Source organism: Chromatiales bacterium (assembly GCA_024234935.1).
Lineage (GTDB): Bacteria > Pseudomonadota > Gammaproteobacteria > Steroidobacterales.
In genome coordinates this window covers 177,180-198,813 of record JACKNI010000004.1, presented here as the reverse complement: position 1 = coordinate 198,813, position 21,634 = coordinate 177,180, and the positions used below count along the sequence as shown (strand labels likewise).

General features: G+C 61.5%; 26 protein-coding genes and 1 tRNA gene. 10 read left to right on the top strand and 17 right to left on the bottom strand.

The features are described 5' to 3' along the window. Positions 1-37: 37 nt before the first annotated feature. From H6979_10675 to H6979_10660, 4 genes are all read right to left on the bottom strand, one after another. Positions 38-1,705: a VCBS repeat-containing protein gene (locus H6979_10675; GenBank protein MCP5140311.1), complete on the bottom strand. Its 1,668-nt coding sequence runs from the start codon at positions 1,703-1,705 to the stop codon at positions 38-40. Positions 1,706-1,803: 98 nt separating this feature from the next. Next, entirely contained in the window at positions 1,804-2,514 is a 711-nt protein-coding gene (locus tag H6979_10670; GenBank protein ID MCP5140310.1) for a hypothetical protein, read from the bottom strand. A gap of 89 nt (positions 2,515-2,603) precedes the next feature. After that, complete coding sequence (locus H6979_10665; protein MCP5140309.1) at positions 2,604-3,374, bottom strand: DUF1566 domain-containing protein; 771 nt, start codon at positions 3,372-3,374, stop codon at positions 2,604-2,606. Positions 3,375-3,462: 88 nt separating this feature from the next. Continuing rightward, complete coding sequence (locus H6979_10660) at positions 3,463-4,062, bottom strand: hypothetical protein (protein MCP5140308.1); 600 nt, start codon at positions 4,060-4,062, stop codon at positions 3,463-3,465. A 180-nt stretch (positions 4,063-4,242) separates the two neighbouring features. On the opposite strand from H6979_10660, the gene H6979_10655 reads away from it, so the two are divergent. From H6979_10655 to H6979_10640, 4 genes are all read left to right on the top strand, one after another. Then, positions 4,243-5,007, top strand: a complete 765-nt coding sequence (locus tag H6979_10655) for a sel1 repeat family protein (protein ID MCP5140307.1) — start codon at positions 4,243-4,245, stop codon at positions 5,005-5,007. A gap of 27 nt (positions 5,008-5,034) precedes the next feature. After that, entirely contained in the window at positions 5,035-6,195 is a 1,161-nt protein-coding gene (locus H6979_10650; protein MCP5140306.1) for a type II/IV secretion system protein, read from the top strand. An 80-nt stretch (positions 6,196-6,275) separates the two neighbouring features. Further along, positions 6,276-6,458, top strand: a complete 183-nt coding sequence (locus H6979_10645; GenBank protein ID MCP5140305.1) for a hypothetical protein — start codon at positions 6,276-6,278, stop codon at positions 6,456-6,458. A 114-nt stretch (positions 6,459-6,572) separates the two neighbouring features. After that, positions 6,573-7,082 carry a hypothetical protein gene (locus tag H6979_10640; GenBank protein ID MCP5140304.1) on the top strand — a complete coding sequence of 170 codons (510 nt, stop codon included), beginning with the start codon at positions 6,573-6,575 and terminating at the stop codon, positions 7,080-7,082. Between the two features lie 32 nt (positions 7,083-7,114). On the opposite strand, the gene H6979_10635 is transcribed toward H6979_10640, so the two are convergent. The 9 genes from H6979_10635 to H6979_10595 all read right to left on the bottom strand — a co-directional run bounded on the left by H6979_10635 (position 7,115) and on the right by H6979_10595 (position 14,689). Continuing rightward, positions 7,115-8,392, bottom strand: coding sequence for an O-acetylhomoserine aminocarboxypropyltransferase/cysteine synthase (locus H6979_10635; protein ID MCP5140303.1), 1,278 nt, complete (start codon positions 8,390-8,392; stop codon positions 7,115-7,117). A 36-nt stretch (positions 8,393-8,428) separates the two neighbouring features. Next, entirely contained in the window at positions 8,429-9,502 is a 1,074-nt protein-coding gene (locus H6979_10630; GenBank protein ID MCP5140302.1) for a homoserine O-succinyltransferase, read from the bottom strand. 133 nt (positions 9,503-9,635) lie between these two features. After that, positions 9,636-9,711 (bottom strand) — tRNA-Ala (locus tag H6979_10625). Between the two features lie 59 nt (positions 9,712-9,770). Beyond that, entirely contained in the window at positions 9,771-10,604 is an 834-nt protein-coding gene (locus H6979_10620; GenBank protein MCP5140301.1) for a MaoC family dehydratase N-terminal domain-containing protein, read from the bottom strand. A gap of 12 nt (positions 10,605-10,616) precedes the next feature. Then, positions 10,617-10,934 (bottom strand): 2Fe-2S iron-sulfur cluster binding domain-containing protein, encoded by a 318-nt coding sequence (locus tag H6979_10615; protein ID MCP5140300.1) that lies wholly within the window; start codon positions 10,932-10,934, stop codon positions 10,617-10,619. A 72-nt stretch (positions 10,935-11,006) separates the two neighbouring features. After that, positions 11,007-11,309, bottom strand: coding sequence for a hypothetical protein (locus H6979_10610; GenBank protein ID MCP5140299.1), 303 nt, complete (start codon positions 11,307-11,309; stop codon positions 11,007-11,009). An 86-nt stretch (positions 11,310-11,395) separates the two neighbouring features. Continuing rightward, on the bottom strand, positions 11,396-12,772 hold the full coding sequence (locus H6979_10605; GenBank protein MCP5140298.1) for a HAMP domain-containing histidine kinase: 1,377 nt from the start codon (positions 12,770-12,772) through the stop codon (positions 11,396-11,398). Next, complete coding sequence (locus H6979_10600; GenBank protein ID MCP5140297.1) at positions 12,769-13,467, bottom strand: response regulator transcription factor; 699 nt, start codon at positions 13,465-13,467, stop codon at positions 12,769-12,771. The genes H6979_10605 and H6979_10600 overlap by 4 nt, the downstream gene beginning before the upstream one ends. Positions 13,468-13,864: 397 nt before the next feature. After that, a complete protein-coding gene (locus H6979_10595) occupies positions 13,865-14,689 on the bottom strand; it encodes a hypothetical protein (GenBank protein ID MCP5140296.1) in 825 nt (274 codons plus the stop codon). A gap of 124 nt (positions 14,690-14,813) precedes the next feature. Between H6979_10595 and H6979_10590 the strand changes: the two genes are divergently transcribed. From H6979_10590 to H6979_10565, 6 genes are all read left to right on the top strand, one after another. After that, a complete protein-coding gene (locus H6979_10590) occupies positions 14,814-15,203 on the top strand; it encodes a (2Fe-2S) ferredoxin domain-containing protein (GenBank protein MCP5140295.1) in 390 nt (129 codons plus the stop codon). A gap of 87 nt (positions 15,204-15,290) precedes the next feature. Further along, positions 15,291-15,524 carry a hypothetical protein gene (locus tag H6979_10585; protein MCP5140294.1) on the top strand — a complete coding sequence of 78 codons (234 nt, stop codon included), beginning with the start codon at positions 15,291-15,293 and terminating at the stop codon, positions 15,522-15,524. A 470-nt stretch (positions 15,525-15,994) separates the two neighbouring features. Continuing rightward, positions 15,995-16,702 carry a glycosyltransferase gene (locus H6979_10580; GenBank protein ID MCP5140293.1) on the top strand — a complete coding sequence of 236 codons (708 nt, stop codon included), beginning with the start codon at positions 15,995-15,997 and terminating at the stop codon, positions 16,700-16,702. Then, complete coding sequence (locus tag H6979_10575) at positions 16,699-17,496, top strand: TIGR04283 family arsenosugar biosynthesis glycosyltransferase (GenBank protein MCP5140292.1); 798 nt, start codon at positions 16,699-16,701, stop codon at positions 17,494-17,496. Before H6979_10580 ends, H6979_10575 begins: the two co-directional genes overlap by 4 nt. A gap of 3 nt (positions 17,497-17,499) precedes the next feature. After that, the gene (locus tag H6979_10570) at positions 17,500-18,417 is read left to right on the top strand and encodes a radical SAM protein (GenBank protein MCP5140291.1); all 918 of its coding nucleotides are present in this window, start codon (positions 17,500-17,502) and stop codon (positions 18,415-18,417) included. A 50-nt stretch (positions 18,418-18,467) separates the two neighbouring features. Continuing rightward, the gene (locus H6979_10565) at positions 18,468-18,935 is read left to right on the top strand and encodes a hypothetical protein (GenBank protein MCP5140290.1); all 468 of its coding nucleotides are present in this window, start codon (positions 18,468-18,470) and stop codon (positions 18,933-18,935) included. A gap of 11 nt (positions 18,936-18,946) precedes the next feature. Here H6979_10565 and H6979_10560 read toward each other — a convergent pair whose 3' ends face one another. The 4 genes from H6979_10560 to H6979_10545 are packed head-to-tail and all read right to left on the bottom strand — an operon-like array spanning position 18,947 to position 21,619. After that, complete coding sequence (locus tag H6979_10560) at positions 18,947-19,906, bottom strand: AgmX/PglI C-terminal domain-containing protein (GenBank protein ID MCP5140289.1); 960 nt, start codon at positions 19,904-19,906, stop codon at positions 18,947-18,949. After that, positions 19,903-20,433: a biopolymer transporter ExbD gene (locus H6979_10555; protein ID MCP5140288.1), complete on the bottom strand. Its 531-nt coding sequence runs from the start codon at positions 20,431-20,433 to the stop codon at positions 19,903-19,905. The genes H6979_10560 and H6979_10555 overlap by 4 nt, the downstream gene beginning before the upstream one ends. A 3-nt stretch (positions 20,434-20,436) precedes the next feature. Next, positions 20,437-20,949, bottom strand: coding sequence for a biopolymer transporter ExbD (locus H6979_10550; GenBank protein MCP5140287.1), 513 nt, complete (start codon positions 20,947-20,949; stop codon positions 20,437-20,439). Between the two features lie 19 nt (positions 20,950-20,968). Continuing rightward, positions 20,969-21,619 carry a MotA/TolQ/ExbB proton channel family protein gene (locus H6979_10545; GenBank protein MCP5140286.1) on the bottom strand — a complete coding sequence of 217 codons (651 nt, stop codon included), beginning with the start codon at positions 21,617-21,619 and terminating at the stop codon, positions 20,969-20,971. Positions 21,620-21,634 lie beyond the last annotated feature (15 nt).

The window sequence follows — 21,634 nt, the reverse complement described above, 5'->3', positions numbered from 1 at the left end:
CGCGCCGCCATCAAGCGCGCACAAGGTTCGTCTTTCACTATGGCGCGACCGGACAAGCCTCGCGCACATCCGGCGGACAGGCCACACGATCAGCCGTACTCCCCGGACGCAAGCTGAGCACGTGGATCGCCTTGGCCTCAAACACCGGGATATAGATCTCTGTACGCGCCGTGGCGCCGGCACCGTCGTAACGCACACTTGGCGTACCGATGGTCGAGATGACCTCGCCAGGAGAAATCCCGGACGGTCCCATGAGGGTCTGCGTGGTACCTGGCCCATAAGCATCGTTGATATCAAAGATTACCGCGGACAGATACTCCCAGTTGGTCTTGCTGGTCGCAACCTTTGGCGTCAACAGCCAGACCTTCGATGCTTCGTCACCACCGACCACGATCCATGGCTTGACCTTGCCCTGCTGGCCGGCGATCGGCGTGAAGGGTACAGCCAGTCCGGGCGCCAGACGACCGGGCGCAGCATCCGGAGCCGGAAAGGTCGGGTTCGGCCGGATGTCGTCCTTGAGTATGTGCATCGGCCACGCTGCTGAGCCCGCAAATACGTTGCCGCTGACTGGCTGCTCCAACGCCACGACCCGTCCCGGGACCACGCTTTGCGTTACGTCAAAACAGTTATCACGCTGGTGATTGGTAAACAGGATATCGACCTTGCCATCGAGATTAAGGTCGACGATCTCAAAACCGAAGGGCTGCCCCTGGCTGGTAGGACCTGCAACATTGGCCTGCCGGACAAAGGGGCCATTCACCGGATCCACACTGCTCCAGTTCATGCCGACCGGCGCACCATAGATGCGGATTGCGCCATTGCGATTGAAGAAATGACTGGCGACGACCTCGGGCACGCCGTCATTCTCAAAGTCATACATGCGGATCGACAGGTCCGGGCCGGTGAAGGCGCTGGGATACCCGAACAGCAGGTGCTCTTCCCACTCCGTATTGGGATTGATCGCCGGGCCCGGGTTCTTGAAATACACGAGGTCGCCGAAGAAGGCACAGAAGCTGCCAGGCCCCAGCGGCTTGAATGCCGAGCGCACGGTGACGATATCCTGGTAACCGTCAGCATCCATGTCCGCGTATTGCACGTCGTGATAGAAGCGCGGCTTGTTGGCGGCAGTCCCGTCACAGGGCTGATCGGCAATCGCCGTGCTCTGATGCACGATGTATTCCTGCCGGTTCGGATCATCCATATTGATCAGGCTGAGACGCCCCGGCGGCTCGGCAGCCAGAAAGCCCTGCGGTGATACGACCGCTTCGAAAGGCACCACACCATCGGGTACACGCGAGATGTGATTTGGCCAGACGGTCTTGTATGGCGGGCCACCGAGATCGGTCAGCACTTCGACGTCGCTGTCCTTGTCGAAAGCATTCACATCCAGGGTATCCAGACCCGGAATCCGGGCCACCAGATCGCGGCTGAAATACGAGGTGACGATCGTTCCGGTCGGATCCTTGGTGACGTTGTAGAAACTGCTGACCAGCAGATCGTCCTGCTGTCCACCGCCAGACACGTTGAACTTGTCGATATGCGTGAATGCCGGGTTGAAATTGAGCGGCAGCACCCCCTTCTTCCAGACAGCCGGACAATAGTTGGCCGCATTGGCCGGCATGGCCGACAGCAGAACCAGCGCAGCCGCCGAACCTGTGAGCGACACGGACCGCAGCAGCGTGCGGGCAGCCTGTAAAGACAGCATGGTGATCGAGCCCCCTCAATTTACGTCGTTTGGAAACAGAACACCCCGCATGAGCGGGGTGTTCTGTGCATCAACTCTTGCCGGCCGATACGCCCCGACTACTGCGTCTTTCGCCGCGTCCAGCCCAGCAGGCCGAGCGCAGAACCGAACAACCAGACCGCAGCTGGCACCGGCACGACAGCCGAACTGATCGAAAAATATGTACCGGCGCCAAACTCGGACTCCGGATCAAAGCCAATCGAGACCTGCATGTCCGGTGCAATGTCAAAGGCCAGGCTGAAACCGATATTGGCCAGCACATTCAGGCTACCCGGAGTACCACTGCTGTCAACGCAGCCCGCCGTATCGAAGTCCGCCACCATACAGCCGACAGAAATCGACGCCGCCGACGGGTAGTCGACAAAACCATTCACCGTCATGCTCAGGTCGCCACCCGCGGGACTGGCAAGCCCGGTACCCGCGGCGATCGTCGACGTCGCAAAGGCGCCCGTCGTCGGGAACAACACGGTAGCGAGCACCGACAGCGTTTCCGTTGCCGAGGCGTTATAGAAAAGGAAGGAACCGGCAACCCAGGCTGCAGGGTCAGCACTAAGTTCGAAGTAACTGACCACCAGATCGCCTTCGCTGCCCGAACCGACACAGCTGAAGCTGATGATGCCGTCACAAACCGTCAGCTCTTCGAAAGAAACTGCCGGAGCGCCGTTTACTGATACTGAAAAAACCGGCGCCGCACTGCCAGTCACTGCATACAGCGACAGCAGCAAGCTACCTGCGATCGCCACCAGCCTGCGATGATCGATTACAAACATCTGACGCCATCCCCCACTGGATATCCGGCAAAAAAAAGAGCCCGCAACTGCTGCGGGCTCTTTCCTGTTTCGCTTCAGTCGTGAACGACTCAGCTGGCCTTGCGACGGGCAAAACCCATCAGGCCGAGCGCAGAGCCGAACAACCAGACTGCGGCCGGCACCGGCACCACGGCAATGTCACCGTCGAGTACTGCCCAGGCGCGATTCAGCACGCTCTTGTCGAGCACCCGCTGTCCGCCCGACGGCGGACCGAAGTACCAGGCATTGTCGGGGTTGGCCAGGTCAGGACCCGGGTAATTGCTGGTCGTTTGCAGGCCATACCAGAACAGAAAGTACTCTGTGGTGTTGTTGCCCAGGCCGCTGAATGGACCCGAGTTCTGGATACCCAGCACCGACAGCTGAGGCACATCACCTGGCATCACACCCGAATAAGGCGCCGGCGCCCAATAGGCAAGATTGCCGAGCGTATCGTAGAACATCGAGGCCATTTCGGATGCGTTCGGTCCGACGCTGACGACGTTGTAGCCGCAATCGGTGTTCTGCCGGGCAAAATTGTCCTGGCAGCCATCGTTGTTGATGTCGACCATGTTCGGCAGGCGCCAGGTATTCGCACCCAGATAGTTCGCGCTGTTCATGGCAGCGATCCAGCTCTGCGCCGTGTCCCAGCTCATCCGGCCCTGGGCATCGATGCCGCTGACACCGAAGGTATTGGTCGCCGCCAAACCGGCATTCTGAAGCCAGGTGACGTTGAGCGTGTCGTCGTAATAGGCCTGCCCACCGAGACGGCTGTACAGCGCTGCATCAGCCGACACTGACGCCAGCACAAGGACAAGAGCTGAAAGAGTTATTTTCGTCTTCATTGTATTTGCCTATCGATCTGTTGCGACAAGAAAAGCCCGCAACTCGCGTTGCGGGCTCCTTCACTACTTCTCGTCGGGCCTCAGGCGCTCAGGCGGCCTTGCGACGGGCAATGCCCATCAGGCCAAGGGCGGAGCCAAACAGCCAGACTGCTGCCGGAACCGGAACCTGCGCAAAGGTCATCACGTAGGTCTGGGAAGCGGTAGAAGTCGGCGATGCCGAAAGCGCGCGCTTGATCGTGACAGTCAGGTTGCTGCCCAGGACGGCAACATCCACCCGGCAACGGTCATTGGCGCAAGCTGTCGCGTTATCACTGCCGATGCCCGTGTACATATTGCCAGCCATGCCGGCAATGTAGTTCGTCGCGCCGCAAACTGATCCAAGCGAGTCGACGCAGGTTGCGCCAGCCAGTTTGATCAGCGAGGTGCCGGCCGCCAGCGTGGTCGTGCCGCTGAAGGAGATCGTGTAGGCATTGCCACCGGCATTGAAGCCCCAGGCGATTCCCGTCAGATCGATATTGCCGGCAGTCTCAACAGCCGTGGCAACGCCGCAGCTCGTGCAGGACGCAACACTTCCAGGTGTCGGCGCAAAGGTATTCGCGTAAGTCACGCTCGAGAGCAGATACGTGGCAGCCTGGGCGCCACTCGACAGCAACATGAGTGCCGCCATGGATACAAGATACTTTTTCATCGAATTCCCCACTTGGTTTGAGTTGATTTTCCAGGCTTCCGGACAGACTTCTGTCCGCTCCCCCGTTTCGTTTTCTTCGGCACCGCTTCGGGACTTGCCTCCCTGACGTTGCGGCCGAAGATTGCCTGCTTGTAATGATCTTGGCAAGCTGCAACTGAACATAAGGCTGGTTCGCTTTCCGTGAAATACAGAATTCAGATTGCGTTGGCCTTGATGCTGCTCATCAGCCTTGCTGCGTGGTGGCGTTGGCAGCCGCAGGACGCTCCTGCGCAACAATCTCCGACTGCGCAAGCAGTTAGCGCCGAACCACAGAATGCTGCAGAAGATCCGCAACGGCGGGAACCTGTCGCCCTCCCCGATCCTCGCAGCACGGCAGCAGAGGATGCGCCTGCCCCGCCGATTCAGGACGCCGGGGCCAATCACCCGGCAGATGCGCAGGCGCAAGTCGCTCTCGGCGACAGTTATCTGACGGGAACCGGGGTCAAGGCAGACCCCGGGAAAGCAGCCTGGTGGTACCGACAAGCGGCTGAGCAGGGCAACGCTGGTGCCCAGGTTCGGCTCGGGCAACTCTACGAACAGGGTATTGGTGTCACGCAAGACCTGACCGAAGCATTCAGGTGGTATGGGATGGCGGCCGACCAGGGCGCCGCCGCCGCACAGGCCAACGTCGGTGACCTCTATGAATTTGGTCCGGGGATCCGCAGCAACAAGGCAGCCGTCCACTATTATCGGCTGGCCGCCGCACAGGGCTATCGCGACGCGCAGGCCGATCTCGGACGGATGTACGAACTCGGCAAAGGCGTCGCGGCGGATCCCGCACAGGCTTATCTGTGGTACGCACGCGCCGCAGACCAGGGGGATGAGCTTGCCGCAAGGAACCGCGACCGCATGCGCCGCCAGCTGAGTCCGGCGCAGATTGCCGAAGCCGAGCGGCAGGCCAACTAGGGGGAAGCTGCCCCCTGTCTGCCTACGTTGCCGCATCCCAGGCCCGATACCCGTATCAGCGACTTGCTGGTTGCACAGGGCACGATAAGCGAGGACACCCTGTATCGTGCCCTGAGCGCGAAGTTTGGCGTGCCATATGTGCGCCTGGGCGAATTCGATGTCGATCCCGGGGCACTGCACCTGTTGCCACAGAACATCGTTCGTGCATATCGGGTCGTGCCATTGATGCTCTATCAGGGGCGCGTCATCGTCGCGATGCGCGACCCGACCAACAGCGAAGCTCTCAGTGCAATCAGCGCTTCGACGCGGGTGCCCGTCGAAGCCGTGTTTGCGACGGGCAACGATATCGAGGTTGCGATCGCAACCCACTATCCGCCTTTTGATGACGCGGACCTGCAGGCTGAAGCGATACGTCTGGGCCAGCCGAAGAGTGACTCGCCGGAGCAACGCGCTGCCGAACTGCAGGCGCAGGAGCAACCGATCGTGCGGCTGGTCGCCAACATGTTGCACGATGCGATAAAGCTGCGGGCATCGGATATCCACATCCGGCCACGTGAGCACAATGCCCAGGTGCTCTATCGCATCGACGGCTCATTCGTTCGAATCCGGGATTTTGATCGCTCCTTGCTGCCTGCGGTCACCGCGCGCATAAAGGTCATCGCCGAAATGGATCTTGCGGAACATCGCCTGCCCCAGGACGGCGCGATCCACCTGAATGTCGCCGAAGGTTCTGTAGACCTGCGCATCTCTGTCATGCCTGCGATATATGGCGAGAACATCGTCATTCGTGTACTGGACCGCTCGGTGGGGTTGCGACGCCTCGCGGATGTGGGGTTCACGCCCACCGACCAGCAGCGATTTCGCAACCTCCTGAACCGCAACCAGGGCCTGGTACTGGTGACCGGTCCCACAGGCTCAGGCAAGACAACGACACTGTATGCGGCGCTCCAGGAACTGAATACGGGTGAGTTTCACATCCTCACGGTCGAAGACCCGATCGAGTATCGACTCGATGGCATCGTCCAGACGCAGGTGCGCCCGGTGATCGACTACAGTTTCTCGAATGCACTGCGGAACATCCTGCGACACGATCCGGATATCGTATTGATCGGCGAGATCCGCGACGGGGAAACGGCGCGCATTGCAAACGCCCCGAAGTGGTCGATGCGGATTTGCGTCAGTGGCTGAACGTATCGCCGGAGGAACCATTCTTTCGCGGTACAGGGTGCGCGGAATGCAACGGCACCGGCTATCGCGGGCGGATTGCAGTGTATGAACTGCTGGAATTGAGTCCTGCGCTCCGTGCGGCGATCGCCGCGGGTGCGGGCGATGACGAGCTGCAGGCGATCAGCGTACGCGAAGGGATGGTGCCCCTGACGCAGCAGGCATTGACGCTGGCCAGGACCGGGCAGATCTCGCTGCAGGAAGTATTCCGGGCACGGCTGGAATAAGTCATTCATGTAATGGCAGTCCTCACCCGGCCAGCGGCATAATCCAGGGAAATGCTTCGCCGGAATACGCCGGCGCGCAGACTACCGCCCCAGGCTGACAATGAGGCAAACAGTGTGACCAGGCGACAGGACTTCAGCGCCGAGGAGTGGCGGGCCTTGCGCAATGCGCCGCAGCTGGTGGCGATCGCGACAGCGGCCGCTGGCCACAGCGGCTTTTTCGGCACCCTGTCCGAGGGTATGTCGGCCGCTTCAGCCTTCGCAGCCGCGAGGCGCGCGAACAACGAACTGATCAAGGAGCTGTTTGGCCCAGAGGAAATCCGGGCCGCACACGGCGATATCGGCGAGTTGCTGGGTTCAGTGACCGAGCCTTCTGCATTTGGCACGCAGCTGCAGGACGGGGCAATTGCTGCAACTCGCAAGGCTCTGGCGGCCTTGGGCGCCCATCAAGCCACGGCTGATATGAAGGACTATCGCAAGATGCTCGCCTGGCTCGCCGAGGAAGTGGCCAATGCCGCCCGGGAAGGCAGTTTCTTCGGCTTTGGCGGGGTACGGGTGAGTGAGGGCGAACAGAAGTTTCTCGACAAGCTTTATGCGGTCGTGAAGACAGGGGACGCTGCCCCTTGACGGACATTCGACGGTCCGGAGCAGCCCCGGTCTCAGGCCATCGCCACGGCCAGCGCCTGATCGATATCCGCGAGGATGTCCTCGATCGCTTCGATACCCACACAGAGACGGATCATGTCGGGCGTCACGCCCGCACTCTTCAATTCAGCCTCGCTGAGCTGACGGTGGGTTGTCGACGCCGGGTGAGCCGCAAGGGACTTGGCATCGCCGATGTTGACCAGCCGCTTGAAGATCCGCAGCGCGTCGTAGAACTTCACGCCCGCATCGAATCCGCCCTTGATCCCGAACGTCATCAGGGCCGAGGGAGATCCCTGCGTATATTTCTGTGCGAGGCGATAGTACGGCGACGACCTGAGACCCGGGTAACTCACCCACGCGACCGCCGGATGCTTCTCCAGGTGCTGCGCAACTGCCATCGCATTCGAGACATGCCGCTCCATGCGCAGCTGCAGGGTCTCGAGACCCTGCAGGAAGAGAAAGGCGTTGAAAGGACTAAGGGCTGCACCGGTGTTTCGCAGTGGCACCGTGCGGGCCCGGCCGATATAGGCTGCCGGGCCAAAGGCATCGGTGTAGACCACGCCGTGATAGGACGGCTCCGGCGTGCTCAGCATCGGGAAACGCTTCTTGTGCTTTGCCCAGGGAAACTTGCCTGAATCGACGATCATGCCGCCGATCGACGTACCGTGGCCGCCGATGTACTTGGTCAACGCGTGCACCACGATATCCGCACCAAACTCGATGGGCTTCATGAGAATGGGGGTAGCGACGGTGTTGTCGACGATCACCGGCACGCCATACCGGTGCGCCATCGTGGTAATCGCCTCGAGGTCCGGAATATTGCCGGCCGGGTTGCCGATGCTTTCGCAAAACACGGCAGATGTGTTGTCGTCTATCAGTGCCTCCAGCGCTGCCGCGCTGTCGTCTTTGGCAAACCGAACCTCGATGCCCAGACCGGGCAAGGTATGTGCGAACAGCGTGTAGGTGCCGCCGTAAAGCATGGGTACCGAGACGATGTTCCGGCCGGCGTGGGCAATCGTGAGGATCGAGTAGGTTACGGCAGCCATGCCGGCGCTGACTGCAAGCCCGGCAACACCACCTTCGAGGGCGGCGACACGCTTTTCGAGCACATCGTTGGTCGGGTTCATGATGCGCGTGTAGATATTGCCCTCGACCGCGAGATTAAAGAGGTCCGCGCCGTGCTGTGAATTGTCGAATTCGTAGGCCACGGTCTGGTAGATCGGCACGGCCACCGATTTGGTGGTCGGCTCGGTCTCATAGCCTGCGTGTATCGCCAGCGTTGCGTCCTTCATCGGTGTCTGCGCTCCATCCAGAAAAAAATATGGTTGTCAGGCCGGCAACAGCCCGTCGAGTGGTCTGTGCGGATCGATGCCCGCCTTGAACGGCAGGCGACGGTCCAGATTGGTCAGTTGATAAACGAGGCCCAGCCAGTTGTCAAAGATCGTCCTCGCCGTATCGCCCCAGGTATTGTCGAGGAAAGGCACAACCTCCGCTTCAGGGAATGCCGGCAACGGCACACCTCCCGGTCTGGCCCGTTCGGCAAGCGCCAGATAGCGGTTGATCACGACCGCCGCCTCGGCGGAAATATAGTGCTCGGGAAAGGCGGGCAAGTCGCGCTCGCCAGAGAAGTAGCGCAGTACCTCGCGCTTGTATTCCTTGAGCAGGCTGTTGGCATCGTACTCCGGGTGCCCCTGGAAATAGACGTGGCGAAACTGATCAGCGCTGACGGCTGCGTGTACACCCGCTTCCGCGCTTTCGATCAGTATCGAGAGGCCTGCCGCCTCGAACTGCTCCCGTGTGATCGCGTTGTACCGGGAGTGCGGCACGTCGAAGCGCGTGTTGACGCCTCTCAACAGCGGGTGCTGAGGTGCAACCACGCGGTGGCTGTATACGCCCCACTGCTTGCGCGGCAGCGGCGTACGGTCAACATGGTGCAGATACTTCATCAGCGCATGCGTCGAGAGGCAGGAACAAAGCACTGACGTGACGTTCTCGCTGGCCCAGCCAATCACTTCCGTCAGTGGTTTGTAGAAAAGCTCCTGCTCGATACGCGGTTTCACGACATTGGCGCCGGTAATGATCAGCGCGTCCAGCCCCTGCGCACGGATCGAGGCGATGTCCTCGTAATGCTCGGCAATATAGGCCTGCGTGGCATCGCTGCGCGGCAAGCCGGCAACGGTAAAGCAATGGACGTAGAACTGTGCAATCTGGTTGGAGCCGCCGACGAGGCGCATGAACTGCTGCTCCGTCAACTGGAACGCCGCATCGGGCATCAGGTTGAGCAGGCCCACGTGCAGGGCACGGATATCCTGACGCTGCGCGTCCTCGAGGCCAAGCACCGTCAGCCCCTGGCGACGCAGGTCGCTGAACGTGGGGAGTCGCGAATGCTCGACAATCGGCATGGGCAGATCCTGCCTAACGAGACCTATCGGTTCAAGGAATGCATGGCAAGCACATTGCGAACCAGGTTGCCGGTCGTGGCGCTGGTTGGAAAGGTGGAAACACCGTTAATACGCAAGAGAAACGGCTTTTTGATGGTGGAGCCGGGGAGGATCGAACTCCCGGCCTCCGCATTGCGAACGCGGCGCTCTCCCAGCTGAGCTACGGCCCCACAGCGGCGCACAGTCTACTGAAAGCCGGCCCCGCTGGAAACCTCGGCCCGATCCGGTCTCAGGTGGCAAGTACGCAGCGGCCGCGGTCCAGGACGATGGCATCGCGCCTGGGGACACGGAGGCGGAACGAGACGACATTGGCGTCCTGCCACAGCTCGGCCTGCAGGCTCTCGCCCGGCGTGACCGGACCGGCGAAGCTGGCGGCGAATGAGTGGATCAGGGTGTGGTCGTACTCGCAAATCACGCGCAGTACGGCATGACAGGCGATTCCATATATACACGTGCCTTGCAGGGGGGGTGCAGCGGGATCCGCATACCGGGGATCGCGATTTCCGCACAACCGGAACAGCAGCGACTGGTCTTCCCGGGTCTCCAGCAAGGTAGTGAGGTCCGGGGCGCGCTCTGGTATGCGGTACGCCGCGATGCCGGCCTCCCCGCGCGGCCCGCCAAAGCCCCCGTCACCGCGTGCGAGCAGCGTGCGGCGCAGACTGAACAATGGCTGATCATCCTTTGACCTGCGCGCCCTGCTCTCGATGACGATCAGCGCACCGGTGTCCGCACCCTGGTCGACCACGGAAACCACTGCGCTGTCGACCAGCAGGGAGCCCGCTTCTTCCAGCGGGCGATCGAGCGTCAGGCTCTCGGCGTGGTGCACCACCTGCGCTGCATCCCAGCCACAATCCTGCAGCAGACCACCGGGTACGAGCGTACTGGCGAGCGTTGGCAAGGCATGCAGGCCGGCAAGCTCGGAGACAAAGGGCAGTTCGTCACGATTACTCAGATCGCGGCCGAGGCCAACGGCAAGCGCATAGAGCAGCGTATCGCGGTCAGAGTAGCTGACCGGTTCACTGCGACTGCGCAGCGACATCAGGTGTTCGTAATCGACGGGCATCCGGGTGGAAGTCTATTCCTCCGGCGCAACGATCAGCGTCATGCCATCAATCGCATCTGTCACCTTGACCTGACAGGCCAGCCGCGACTCGGGACTACGGTAGGTTTCCGTACCTTCGAGCAGCTCGGTCTCATCACTCTGCGGGCCCGGTACTTTGTCAAACCACTCCGGGCTGATGAAGATATGACAGCTCGCGCAGGAGCACATGCCGCCACACAATGCCTCGATGCTGTCGTCGATCTCCCGCAGCGGCTCCATCAGGGTGAGGCCGTTGTCCACTTTGAGCGTGTATTTCTTGCCGCTCCGGTTGGTCACGTAAATCGTCGGCATTGTCCCGCATCCGTATCAGAAAAAAGGCGCCGGAATATAGCACGAAGCATTTGGCCCCGAACCTGACCGGGATCAGGCCCGGCCGACATTCATGTCAAATGGCGTCTCGTAGTAGCTGCTCTCCTCCGCGCACCGCCGGGCTTCCTCGATCAGCTTGCGCATGCGCAGATCTGCGGTGCTGACCTCGGCGCAGTTTTCGCAGCGCGGATCGTCACAGGGCTGGCGGGAGTAAAGCCAGAACTGGATAGCACCGGCCAGCAGCCCATCGGCCACATCCCAGGAATCAGCGTCATCGTCGGCTTCAAGCATGCGATTGCCGAGCTCCACGACCTGCTCCGCCGCATTGTCGATAATGGTGTTGTCCTCTTCGTCCATTGGGCTGTACTCCGCTGGGCCGACCGGCCCGGATGGCTGAGCTTCATGCTAACCGATATGAACGCAGGCCGGCACCGGCAACCCGATCACAGCACGTCCTGTGCGGCAATAAAATCCGGGATCGTCACGGTGACGAGCGTCCCTTGCCCGACTTCGCTCTCGACCACCAGGCTGCCGTTGTGCGCTTCCGCGATGCGCCGCGCGAGATACAGGCCAAGGCCGAGGCCGCCAGTGCTGCGACAGCGCGCCGGATCCGCCCGATAGAAAGGCTGGCTGATCTTCGGCAGATGCTCGCGGGCGATACCCGGCCCGTGATCGCGAATCTGCAGCATGACCATGCCCGGCTTCACGATGAGCCCGACTTCGACCCGGGCCGCATCCGGTGGCGTGTAACGTAATGCATTGTCGATCAGGTTCCTGGCAACCAGGCGCAGCCGGACTTCATCGACCTCACGCACCACTGCGCCAGCAGGCAGCTTGAGATCGATCCGGCCGGCCTGCTCCTGGAACTCGTCCCTGATCAGCCCGGAAAGCATGGCACACAGATCCACCAGCGAACGCTGCAGCGTGGTATGGCCGACATTCATGCGCTCACTTTCGAGCAGATCGGCGATCAGCCGCTCCATCTCGCGAATATCGTCGAGCAGATCGCGCTTGACCTGATTGTCGTCGAGAAATTCAAGCGCCACCTTGGCACGGGTCAGTGGAGAACGCAGTTCATGACTGATCGCGAGCAGCAACTGCCGCTTGGCCTCAAGCATGTCGCGTACGTCGTCCGCCATGTGATTGATACCGGCAGCAAGATCACCGAGATCATCGCGGCGACTGGTCACGATCCGGTAATCCAGATCTCCCTGGCCAATACGCGAGGTACCAGCCTGGATCCACTTGATCGGACGCACCAGCCAGCGTACCGCCATGAAACACCCCGACAGCACGAGCAGGGACAGGAGCACCATGACCACCCCGGTGTAGTCCGGCGGCGGACTCTCGGCAAGTCGTGGTGATGCAAATACCACGACGTTCGGTCCCTCCTTCAATTCAGCAAAGATATGCCCCTGATAGCGCGCAAAGCGCACACGCTCGAGACCACGCGACCAGGACTCGATATCCTTGCTGCTCTTGTCATCCAGGCCGAGGTATGCGATCGGCCCGAAAGGAATCCTGGCGAGGTCCGGAAATCCGGGATCCGAGGACCAGTCGAACCCGGGACTGCTGATGCGGATATCCACGGGAATACGATCCACAATCGCCTTGGCCTTGGCCGGATCGGGCGGCGTGCCGATCTCCTTCAGCACCAGATCGGCGTGCAGGGAAATATGCGAACCGACAATCTCGCGCAGATAGTCAGTCTCGCGCACCTTGCTCACTGCATAGATGGAGCCGAAGCCGTAGACCAGGGAAGTGAGGAAGAATACCGCGACCAGGCGCGCCGACAGCGAACGCGTGATTTCCTTGATCATGTAGCCACCGGATCGACGCCGACAAAAGCGTAGCCGGTTCCCCATACCGTCTTGATGAAGCGCGGCTGACGGCTGGTGTCGCCGAGTTTTTGCCGCAGGCGGCTGACGAGAATGTCAACCGAGCGGGAAAACAGCTGCGCATCGATACCGCGCAGCTCGTTGAGGATTTCGTCGCGGTTGAAGGTGCGCCCGGGATTCGAGGCAAACAGCACGAGAAGCTGGTACTCCATCGTGGTCAGGTCCAGCGGTGTGCCGTCGAGCTCGGCAGTACGTCGTTCGGTATCCACCAGCAGACTGCCGAACCGCAGTGTCGTGTCATTCTCGGCCTCCGCGGCCTTGCTCCGCCGCAGTACATTCTGGATGCGCACCACCAGTTCGCGGGGCTCAAAGGGCTTGGAGAGATAGTCGTCAGCGCCGATCTCCAGACCCACGATGCGGTCAGTCACATCACCGCGCGCGGTCAGCATCACGACGGGAATCGAACTGGTCTTGCGAATCGTGCGGCAGACATCGAATCCGTCCTGCTCGGGGAGCATGCCGTCGAGAATGACGAGATCCGGCTTGTCGCGCTGGATCTTCATCAGGCCTTCCGACGGACGCACGGCGTTATCGAGCTGCATGTCGAAACGCTGAAAATAGGCCTTCAGCAGTTCGCCCAGCTTTTCGTCGTCATCGATGAGCAGAATTCGCGTCATGCGTCACGTTTTTTACCGGCCTGATGCCGTCTAATGCCCGGCTGTTCAAGGTTGTGGGTCAACCTTCAGGATCTATCGTAACCCTTTGTTAAAAAAAGGGGTTCGGCGTTACAAATTGTTACAGCGTGTTACCGGCCTGAAAAGACCGCGCAACAAACGGCCACTAGTCTTTGCGCCTAACAAGGAACTGTAGCGATTTTGCACAAGGAGTGCTGACGATGTTGAGGAATTTCATGAATCTGGGCCCGGACGAGTTCGAACTGCTCGGCGAGGTCCTGCTGGCAGCGGTGGCCGTGACCATCCCGCTGGTAACCCTGCTGCTCTTCCTGGCCAACTGATCAGGGCGGGTCGGAGTACCGCATAGCCGGCTCCGACTCGCCTCTGGTTACCCTCCGGGTCAGCTCTTCTGCCAGCGGCCCCGCGACTCCGCCATCTGCTGCGTACCGATACGCATCTCCAGACGCCGATTGAACTCCTGCTCGCCGAGCACCCTCTGCGGCAGCACGTTCATGGGATCCGTACGGTAACCGAGTTCCCGAACCTTGAAGTCGTACTCCTGCTGGGCAGCACGTTCGTGCTCGGGCACCGTTTCCGCATCGTCCAGCCAGCGGAACCAGCGATCGACGAAGCCGACCAGATACTTTTCGCAGGTGCCGATGTTCTCGTCATTGAGTTCGGCGTGCGAACTCGTGGCGACCGGTGACATCAGCGCACGGAGATAAGTCCCGTGACTGACGAACCGCGTCCAGGTCGGATCGCTGCGGAATTTCAGAAAATCCTGATTGGCCGGTTCGTAATACTTCTGCAGATAGTCGTAATTCGTGCGCAGATCCACCCGGGGCGTGTACTCGGCATAGAAATACAGTTTGGGGATTGTGCCGAAGATGACGCCCATATGCGGCACGCGCGTCTGCTGACTGAGGAATACGGTGGCATTCATGTCGAGCAGGCTCGCCTTGCGGTTACCGAGCCAGGAGTGCACGAGCCAGTCGACCGCCGGACCGGTATAACCCTTGAAGGCACCTTCGAGTTGCCCGTCCGGCGAACTCCAGTAATCCTGACCCTCGGTCTGTGCATGACGTTGCACGCCAAACCGCGCCTGTACACGTTCGACAATCCTGGAATGAATGTTCCAGCAACGCTCCCAGGCACGCGAGACATCCACGTTGGGATTCTCGGCCAGGAATTCCATAATGGTCTTGGTTTCAGTACCTTTGCTCACGGTAGTCGCTGCTCCTGTCCTGATCGTGCATGGTGGTTGCGGGCGGTGGCGCAGTGTAAGCGATGCACCGGCAGTGCCCAACCACCGGGTTGGGCGACGGCTGACCGGCACCGACAGGCGAACAATGGCCGACATATCTGACAGCGAACGGATTCTGCGGGTACGGATCGGGCAGCTGGGCATCAGCAGCATCCGTCGACACATCTTTCTGTGCTGCGACCAGAGCAAACCCAAATGCGCCTCGCGCGAGGAAGGCCTCGCCTCATGGGAGTACCTGAAGGGACGTCTCAAGGAACTGGGCCTGACCGGTGCGGGAGGCATCTACCGCACCAAGGCCAACTGCCTGCAGATCTGCATGCAGGGCCCGGTGGCTCTCGTCTACCCGGAAGGCACCTGGTATCGCCACTGCACGCCGGCCGTGCTTGAACGCATCATTCAGGAACACCTGATCGGCGGGGTGCCGGTTGCCGAATTCGAAATTGCCCGTCGGCCGCTGACTCCCCCGGCACAATAGTCTGCGATCCCGCCAGATATCCTGCTCGCCGCACCGCCGGTGAGCGCCGCATCCTCCTGCAGTCATTCAAGATGGAGGAGCGGCCACATGAATCGTTTTCGACTGAGCCCGGCACTGACGCTGGTTCTGCTGGGCCTCTGCATGCCACCGGCCATCGGTGCCGCACGCAATCCGGAGGACAAGGTCCGCTGTGTGAAGCTGGAAGGCCGCATCGCCGAGATCCGTCTTCGGCTGCGTATGGGCTACACCGCCAGGCAGGGCCGCCTGTACAGGCAGAAACTCTCCGCGCTGGAAGCAGAGTACCGGGCGAGTTGTCGATGAGAAGGGGGCCCGACGATCCGAAAAAATCCAGTCAAACCCCGACACGGGACTGGTGACCAGACTGCGATTCGGACCGCCGGGCCTGACCGGTGGTGTCAGCCCGGAATGTGGGAAACCGGGCTAACAAGAATCTGGAAGAGCCTGCCGTGACGCTGTTTTTTACCGTTTGCGAATTGTTGCTCTGGAGCAAAAACAGGCCCTGCATTCAGCAGACGGGTCAGAGTATATACAACTGACTCATGACTGCACCCCGGATTCTGCCGGGCTTTAGACACGGCGCACTTATGCCCGTCAGGTATTAGCTATCTATCTGTTTATATTGACTTGTAGCCCTGTTCAGACTGATCGCACGGACCCCTGCCGCACCGCAAATAGTGCGGTAAACCGGGTAAATTTCGGGCTTGACATTACGGTTTCAGGTTCAGGAAATCAGAACCCGGCCCGGCTGGGACAACCGCTATGCTGATCGCATGTCAGAGGTGCAACACGGAGCCGCGGTACTGGTGATTTTCTGTCGCCGCCCGGTCATGGGCATCGGGAAACAACGGCTCGCCAACCAGATCGGCTCGGCGCTCGCCGCGGAAATTGCCGAGCTCTTGCTGGCTGCAACGCTGGAGGATGCTGCCAGCTGGCCAGGTCCGGTGGTACTCGCACCGGCCGAGACCAACGACGCCGCCTGGGCTGCCACCTTGCTCGACAGATCCCTCCGCGTGATCCCGCAAGCTGCGGGGAATCTTGGTGAACGTCTGCAGAGTGTCGATCGCATCGTACGAACCGGGAGACCCGGCGCCGTCATCTATATAGGCAGCGACGCACCGGTGCTCGGTGAAAGCGATTACATGGCGGCGCGCACCGCTCTGGTGCATCACGATGTCGTGCTCGCCCCTGCGCTGGATGGCGGCGTTACGCTGATGGGCGCACGATGCCCCTGGCCGGACCTCGCTGACCTGCCCTGGAGCAGCGAGCAGCTGTATGCGGCACTGAAAGAGCGCTGTACGGCGCACGGCCTGAGCGTCACCAGTCTGGCTTCGAGCTACGACGTGGATACCGCGGCCGATCTGCCCCGGCTTTGCGCAGACCTGCGTACCGACCAGCGACCGGCACGACAGGAGCTGTACCGGAGACTTTGTGGTCTGGGATACTCCGCAAATCGGGATTCAGCGGCGCAGCGATCATGAGTCTGGCGAACAATGTCTTCGAGATTACGCGGCCGCTGCGCTTGCGCCGCAGCGACGCCACTGGCCCGTCAGTCAGCGTGATTATTCCGGTGGTGGCGGACAACGAAGCCCTTGCGCGCCTCCTCAACCGCTTGCACAGCATGGAAGGTCCGCCGGACGAGATCGTGATCGTCGATGGCGGAGCCAGCACCGGTTGCCGCAGCCTGGCGCGCCGCTTCAGCTGCATTTATGTCAGCGCCCGCCGTGGGCGCGGACATCAGCTGCACGCCGGAGCATTGCGCGCCTCCGGCGACATCCTGTGGTTTCTGCACGCCGATGCCACACCGCCAGCCAATGCCATCGCCCTGATCCGCGCACAGCACACCGCCAGTTCTGCCGGCGGCTACTTCGGTTTTCGCTTCACCGGTCGGGGCACCTGGCACAAGTCAGCGCTGGCGCGGCTCATCAATCTGCGCGCCCGCTTCGGCACACCGTACGGGGACCAGGGACTGTTCGCGACAAGAACTGCCTACGATGCGGCCGGTGGCTTCGCCGATGTGCCACTCTTTGAAGAGGTGCCGCTGGTACGCGCACTGCGCCGGCACGGCAGTTTCGCCTGCATGCCGGCCGAGATCGGCGTGTCACCCCGACGCTGGGAACGCGATGGCTGGATCCGGCGCACGCTCGGCAACCGGCTGCTGGCACTTGGCTACGCTCTCGGGATTCCGCCGCACCGCCTGGCCCGACGCTACCAGCCGCTCAGCAATGAGGACGACAGAAACAATCGTCCCGCGCCGCCACACGACCGTGGGTGAGGCATGCTGACCCATACCGAAACGAGCTGGCTGCAGACGGATGAGGGTACGCCGCGCGGCTGGATCCAGCCGCATGCGCTCGATGAACTCTGGCTGCATACCGGAACAGCTTGCAACCTCAGCTGTCCATTCTGCCTGGAAGGCTCGCGGCCTGGCGATAACCGCCTGCAGCGCATCACGCTCAAAGACGCACGGCCCTTTATCGAGGAGGCGCTGACCCTTGGCGTGCGGCAGTTCTCTTTCACCGGTGGCGAACCGTTCATCGTGCGGGACTTTGTACGCATCCTCGACTACGCCAGCCGGTACCGGCCCTGTCTGGTACTGACCAACGGCAGCGAGGCGCTGCTGAAGCGCCTGCACCAGATCGCACGACTCAAGGACGCGCCACAGCCGGTTTCATTTCGCATCAGCATCGATTTCCCCGACCAGGCCAGACATGACGCCGGTCGCGGTGCCGGCAGCTTTGCCCAGGCGCTCGAGTCACTGCGCGCGCTGCACGGAATGGGCTTTGGCATTTCGCTGGCCCGACAGATGCCGGCCGATGAAGACAGCACGAGCGTGGACGCTGCGTTCCGCAGCCTGCTCGCTGCCAACGGTCTGCCAACGACTACCCGTATCGTCGCCTTTCCGGATTTCGGCACTCCCGGCGAAACGCGCAGCGTTCCGGCAATCACCAGCGACTGCATGACCCGCTACCAGACCGAAGAGACACGCCGGGCATTCATGTGCGCATTCAGCAAGATGGTAGTCAAGCAGGCCGGCGAGATGCGCGTGTACGCCTGCACGCTGGTCGACGATGATCCCGACTATGATCTTGGCCGCACACTGGCCACCGCCATGCCGGCCCGCGTGATGCTTCGCCACCAGCGCTGCTACAGTTGCTTTCGCTACGGATCGAGTTGCAGCGAACTGACCGGATAACAGTCCGCCTGCCACTCACGCTCGGTAACCGGCATGAAGCGAGGCATCCCATGATCGAGATTGACCCGGCCTGGGCAGGCAAGGTGCAGTTTTACGAACTGGTGTTCGGGCTCTGGACGGCCTACATCTTCCTGGTTCTGCTGTGGGAGAAGGTCCTCAAGGTACCGTTGCCCGAATGGCGCTACCTGCTGCTCAACTTCATGGGTGGCGGCGCATTCTGGGTCAACCACTATTTCCAGAAGGCACCGTTCTGGAGCCTCATGCTCAATCTCTACACAGTCGTTTTTCTTGCCACCTGGTGCTGGCAGGGAATCGCCGGTCATGCGCGCTCATGGGGCTGGAAGATCGCGGCCTTCATCGGCGCGATCGCCTACACGGTGGTGTTCATCGCTTTCGAGCAGCTCGCACGCTACGGCGTCGAACAGCATGGCGTGAGTGAATTCTGGTTCATGGCGGCGAGTTACATCGGCTTCATCGCCGTCATCGTCTGGCGCGGCCGGGCCGTCACCCGCGCCTGAACTGACGGGACTCAGGCCGGGAAGAAATCGATGGGCTTGGTGGTCGTCACCGGCGGCACATCCTTTTCCAGGAAGCGGAACATGCGGATGCGCTGCACCAGCTTGCGCTCCAGCTCCTGGTCCTCAAGCTCGCTCGACACGACTTCCACCTGCGAGACCTCGCCCGAGGCTTCGATGGTCAGCTTCAGGACCAGTTTGCCCTGCAGCTCCGGATTCTCGCGCAGCGCACGATTGTAGAGCGCATAGATCGCGCCCTTGTTCTGGTCGAACACCCGCTCGATTTCCTCACGGCTGCGCGAAGCGCGCTGACCACCGGCCGAGCCGCCTTCACTCGCACCGCCGGAACCGCCGCCACCCAGCGCCGCCAGTCCGCTACTGACCTGCGTGGTCGACCGGCCACCCAGACCGGAGCCTCCGGTGTTGCGACTCATGCCAGCAGTATTGATACCACCGCTGCCGACACCGGCCTTCGATGTGATCAAGGCGCGCTCTACTTGCGGTGAATCACCGACCGCTCCGGTATAACTCGTACCACCCGAAGTGATGCTGTTGAGCGCCTTGCTGTCGCGCAATTCGGCCAACTGGTCGACGAAAGGCAGCAGGCCCGCTTTGCCCGCCTTCTCGCGCGCCGTGTTCTTGCGGTCGGCAGCCGGCCTCGTTTTGCTCTCGGTGGCGCGCTCGGTCGGCGCCACCGGTTCCTGTCGTTGCTGCTCGGGCTGCACGACCGGCGGCGGTGGCGGCGGAATAGGCGCCGGTTTTTCGATCAGCAAACGCGCGAGCCGCGGCGGCACTGGCCGCGCAAGCTGCGGGTCACGCTCGGGCACCGGCAGAAGCGACATGAGGATGCACAGCACGAGTGTCGCGACCCCGATCCGCTGGAGAATGGCGCGGAAGCGCTGCTCCTGATCGCCGGCATCGTCCCACGGCAGCAGATAGCTGCGGTAGTAGATGTTGATCTTTGCACTGCTCATAAGGCGGCCACCTGCGGTGCGGGCGGTGCACCGTCCTTCTGCACGACTGCCAGCGAGATCTGCCCGAATTCGGCGGCAGTACAGCTCGCCATCACACGCTTCAGCAAACGATACGGCAGCTCACGGTCGCCGAGAATCGTCACTTCGCGGAGCGCGATATCGGCCTTGGCCTGCTGGATCATCACGCGGTCGGTCTGCTGGCGAAGCGCGGCTTCAAGTTCCGGAATGACGACCCCGTCACCGCTGAGTGCCTGCGTCACAGTCGCGACCGGGCGCCCCTGCACCAGGATGCTGTCAGCGGTCACCATCACCACCACGGTCTCCCGCGCCCGTTCCAGCGCCGCAGACTCCGGCAGCTGTATATCTTTCGGATTCGGCAGCACCTCGGTCTCGCCCGAGCTGACCAGCAGGAAAAACACCAGAATGGTGAAGATATCCATCATGGACACGAGGTTGAGCCCGGTCCCGGAACGCTTCATCCGCTTGTGATGGCGTTCCATGCGGAGCGCCCGCCGTGACATCTTCATGAGTCAGCTTCCCTTCGCTACCGCAGCGCCTGGCGCCGGCGCATCGCCGATTGAAATGTCCGGAAACAGTTCGGCGTGCACAAGCTGCCGGCCTTCGCCAACCTGATAGGAGCGCAGCACGTCCATCACCTGCACCAGCGTGTCGTAGGGCACATCCGGCTCAAGCAGGACGGTGGCGTTCGACATGTCCGGATAATTCGACTTCACGCGCTGCAGATAGGCCGCCAGTCCGGCGAGGTCGTAGTTTGCGTCCGTACGCGGCAGCCGGGTCAGCAGGCCCTGACTCCGCTCACCCACCTCCAGGCCATCTGCGCGCACCGTCACCTCAAGCTGAAAGGTCGGCTCCTCGTCCACGACCGACGATGCCGCCGGCAGGTTCAGCTCGATGATGGCCAGCCGCGAGAACACCGCCGTGATGAGCAGGAACGGCACCAGCACCACCATCAGGTTCATGAAGGCGGTGATATTCATCTCCGGCGTCTCGGCCTGCCGTCGCTTTCGCCAGTTGCTGCGCATGGTTGATCCCCGGTGGTATTCAGGCTGCGGTCTGCTGGCGCCGGCGCTCGTCGACCGCGTTGAGGAACTTCACCGACACCATTTCCAGGCTGTCGATGATCCGCGTGGTCTTGCTCTGCAGGACGGTATGGACGAAGAGCAGCGGAATGGCGACGATCAGACCGAAGGCCGTGGTGTTCATCGCCACCGAGATGCTCGCTGACAGCAGATCAGCCTTTTCGGCCGGATTGGCCTCGGCAACGGCCGTAAAGGCCTGGATCAGGCCGATGATCGTGCCGAGCAGGCCAAGCAGCGTGGCGATGTTGGCAAAGGTCGCCAGGTAGTGCGTGCGGCTTTCCAGACGCGGCATCACCTCCATCAGGCTTTCTTCCATCGCCTTCTCGATGTCATCGCGCCGTGTGGTGGTCCGGCTGCGGTCCAGGCCGTAGGTCAGGATCGAACCGATCGCGGCATTCGATTTGGAGGTAACGCTGGCAGCCTCGGAAAATTTTCCCGCCTGGATGAACGGCGTGATCTTCTTCCACAGCGCCTGATTGCTCACCGCCGTCTTTGAAAGATACACATAGCGCTCGATCGCCACGGCCAGCCCGACAGCAAATACCAGCGCAATCGGGTACATGAAGAACCCGCCGCTCTGCAAAAAGGTGACTATCGATGTATACGTTTCCATGGTCTCCGGATCTCC

Coding starts and splice junctions, on each gene's coding strand:
- H6979_10675 (MCP5140311.1), bottom strand. CDS start 1,705: ATGCTGTCTTTACAGGCTGCCCGCACGCTGCTGCGGTCCGTGTCGCTC.
- H6979_10670 (MCP5140310.1), bottom strand. CDS start 2,514: ATGTTTGTAATCGATCATCGCAGGCTGGTGGCGATCGCAGGTAGCTTG.
- H6979_10665 (MCP5140309.1), bottom strand. CDS start 3,374: ATGAAGACGAAAATAACTCTTTCAGCTCTTGTCCTTGTGCTGGCGTCA.
- H6979_10660 (MCP5140308.1), bottom strand. CDS start 4,062: ATGAAAAAGTATCTTGTATCCATGGCGGCACTCATGTTGCTGTCGAGT.
- H6979_10635 (MCP5140303.1), bottom strand. CDS start 8,392: ATGAAGGACGCAACGCTGGCGATACACGCAGGCTATGAGACCGAGCCG.
- H6979_10630 (MCP5140302.1), bottom strand. CDS start 9,502: ATGCCGATTGTCGAGCATTCGCGACTCCCCACGTTCAGCGACCTGCGT.
- H6979_10620 (MCP5140301.1), bottom strand. CDS start 10,604: ATGCCCGTCGATTACGAACACCTGATGTCGCTGCGCAGTCGCAGTGAA.
- H6979_10615 (MCP5140300.1), bottom strand. CDS start 10,934: ATGCCGACGATTTACGTGACCAACCGGAGCGGCAAGAAATACACGCTC.
- H6979_10610 (MCP5140299.1), bottom strand. CDS start 11,309: ATGGACGAAGAGGACAACACCATTATCGACAATGCGGCGGAGCAGGTC.
- H6979_10605 (MCP5140298.1), bottom strand. CDS start 12,772: ATGATCAAGGAAATCACGCGTTCGCTGTCGGCGCGCCTGGTCGCGGTA.
- H6979_10600 (MCP5140297.1), bottom strand. CDS start 13,467: ATGACGCGAATTCTGCTCATCGATGACGACGAAAAGCTGGGCGAACTG.
- H6979_10590 (MCP5140295.1), top strand. CDS start 14,814: ATGGCCGACATATCTGACAGCGAACGGATTCTGCGGGTACGGATCGGG.
- H6979_10585 (MCP5140294.1), top strand. CDS start 15,291: ATGAATCGTTTTCGACTGAGCCCGGCACTGACGCTGGTTCTGCTGGGC.
- H6979_10580 (MCP5140293.1), top strand. CDS start 15,995: ATGTCAGAGGTGCAACACGGAGCCGCGGTACTGGTGATTTTCTGTCGC.
- H6979_10575 (MCP5140292.1), top strand. CDS start 16,699: ATGAGTCTGGCGAACAATGTCTTCGAGATTACGCGGCCGCTGCGCTTG.
- H6979_10570 (MCP5140291.1), top strand. CDS start 17,500: ATGCTGACCCATACCGAAACGAGCTGGCTGCAGACGGATGAGGGTACG.
- H6979_10565 (MCP5140290.1), top strand. CDS start 18,468: ATGATCGAGATTGACCCGGCCTGGGCAGGCAAGGTGCAGTTTTACGAA.
- H6979_10560 (MCP5140289.1), bottom strand. CDS start 19,906: ATGAGCAGTGCAAAGATCAACATCTACTACCGCAGCTATCTGCTGCCG.
- H6979_10555 (MCP5140288.1), bottom strand. CDS start 20,433: ATGAAGATGTCACGGCGGGCGCTCCGCATGGAACGCCATCACAAGCGG.
- H6979_10550 (MCP5140287.1), bottom strand. CDS start 20,949: ATGCGCAGCAACTGGCGAAAGCGACGGCAGGCCGAGACGCCGGAGATG.
- H6979_10545 (MCP5140286.1), bottom strand. CDS start 21,619: ATGGAAACGTATACATCGATAGTCACCTTTTTGCAGAGCGGCGGGTTC.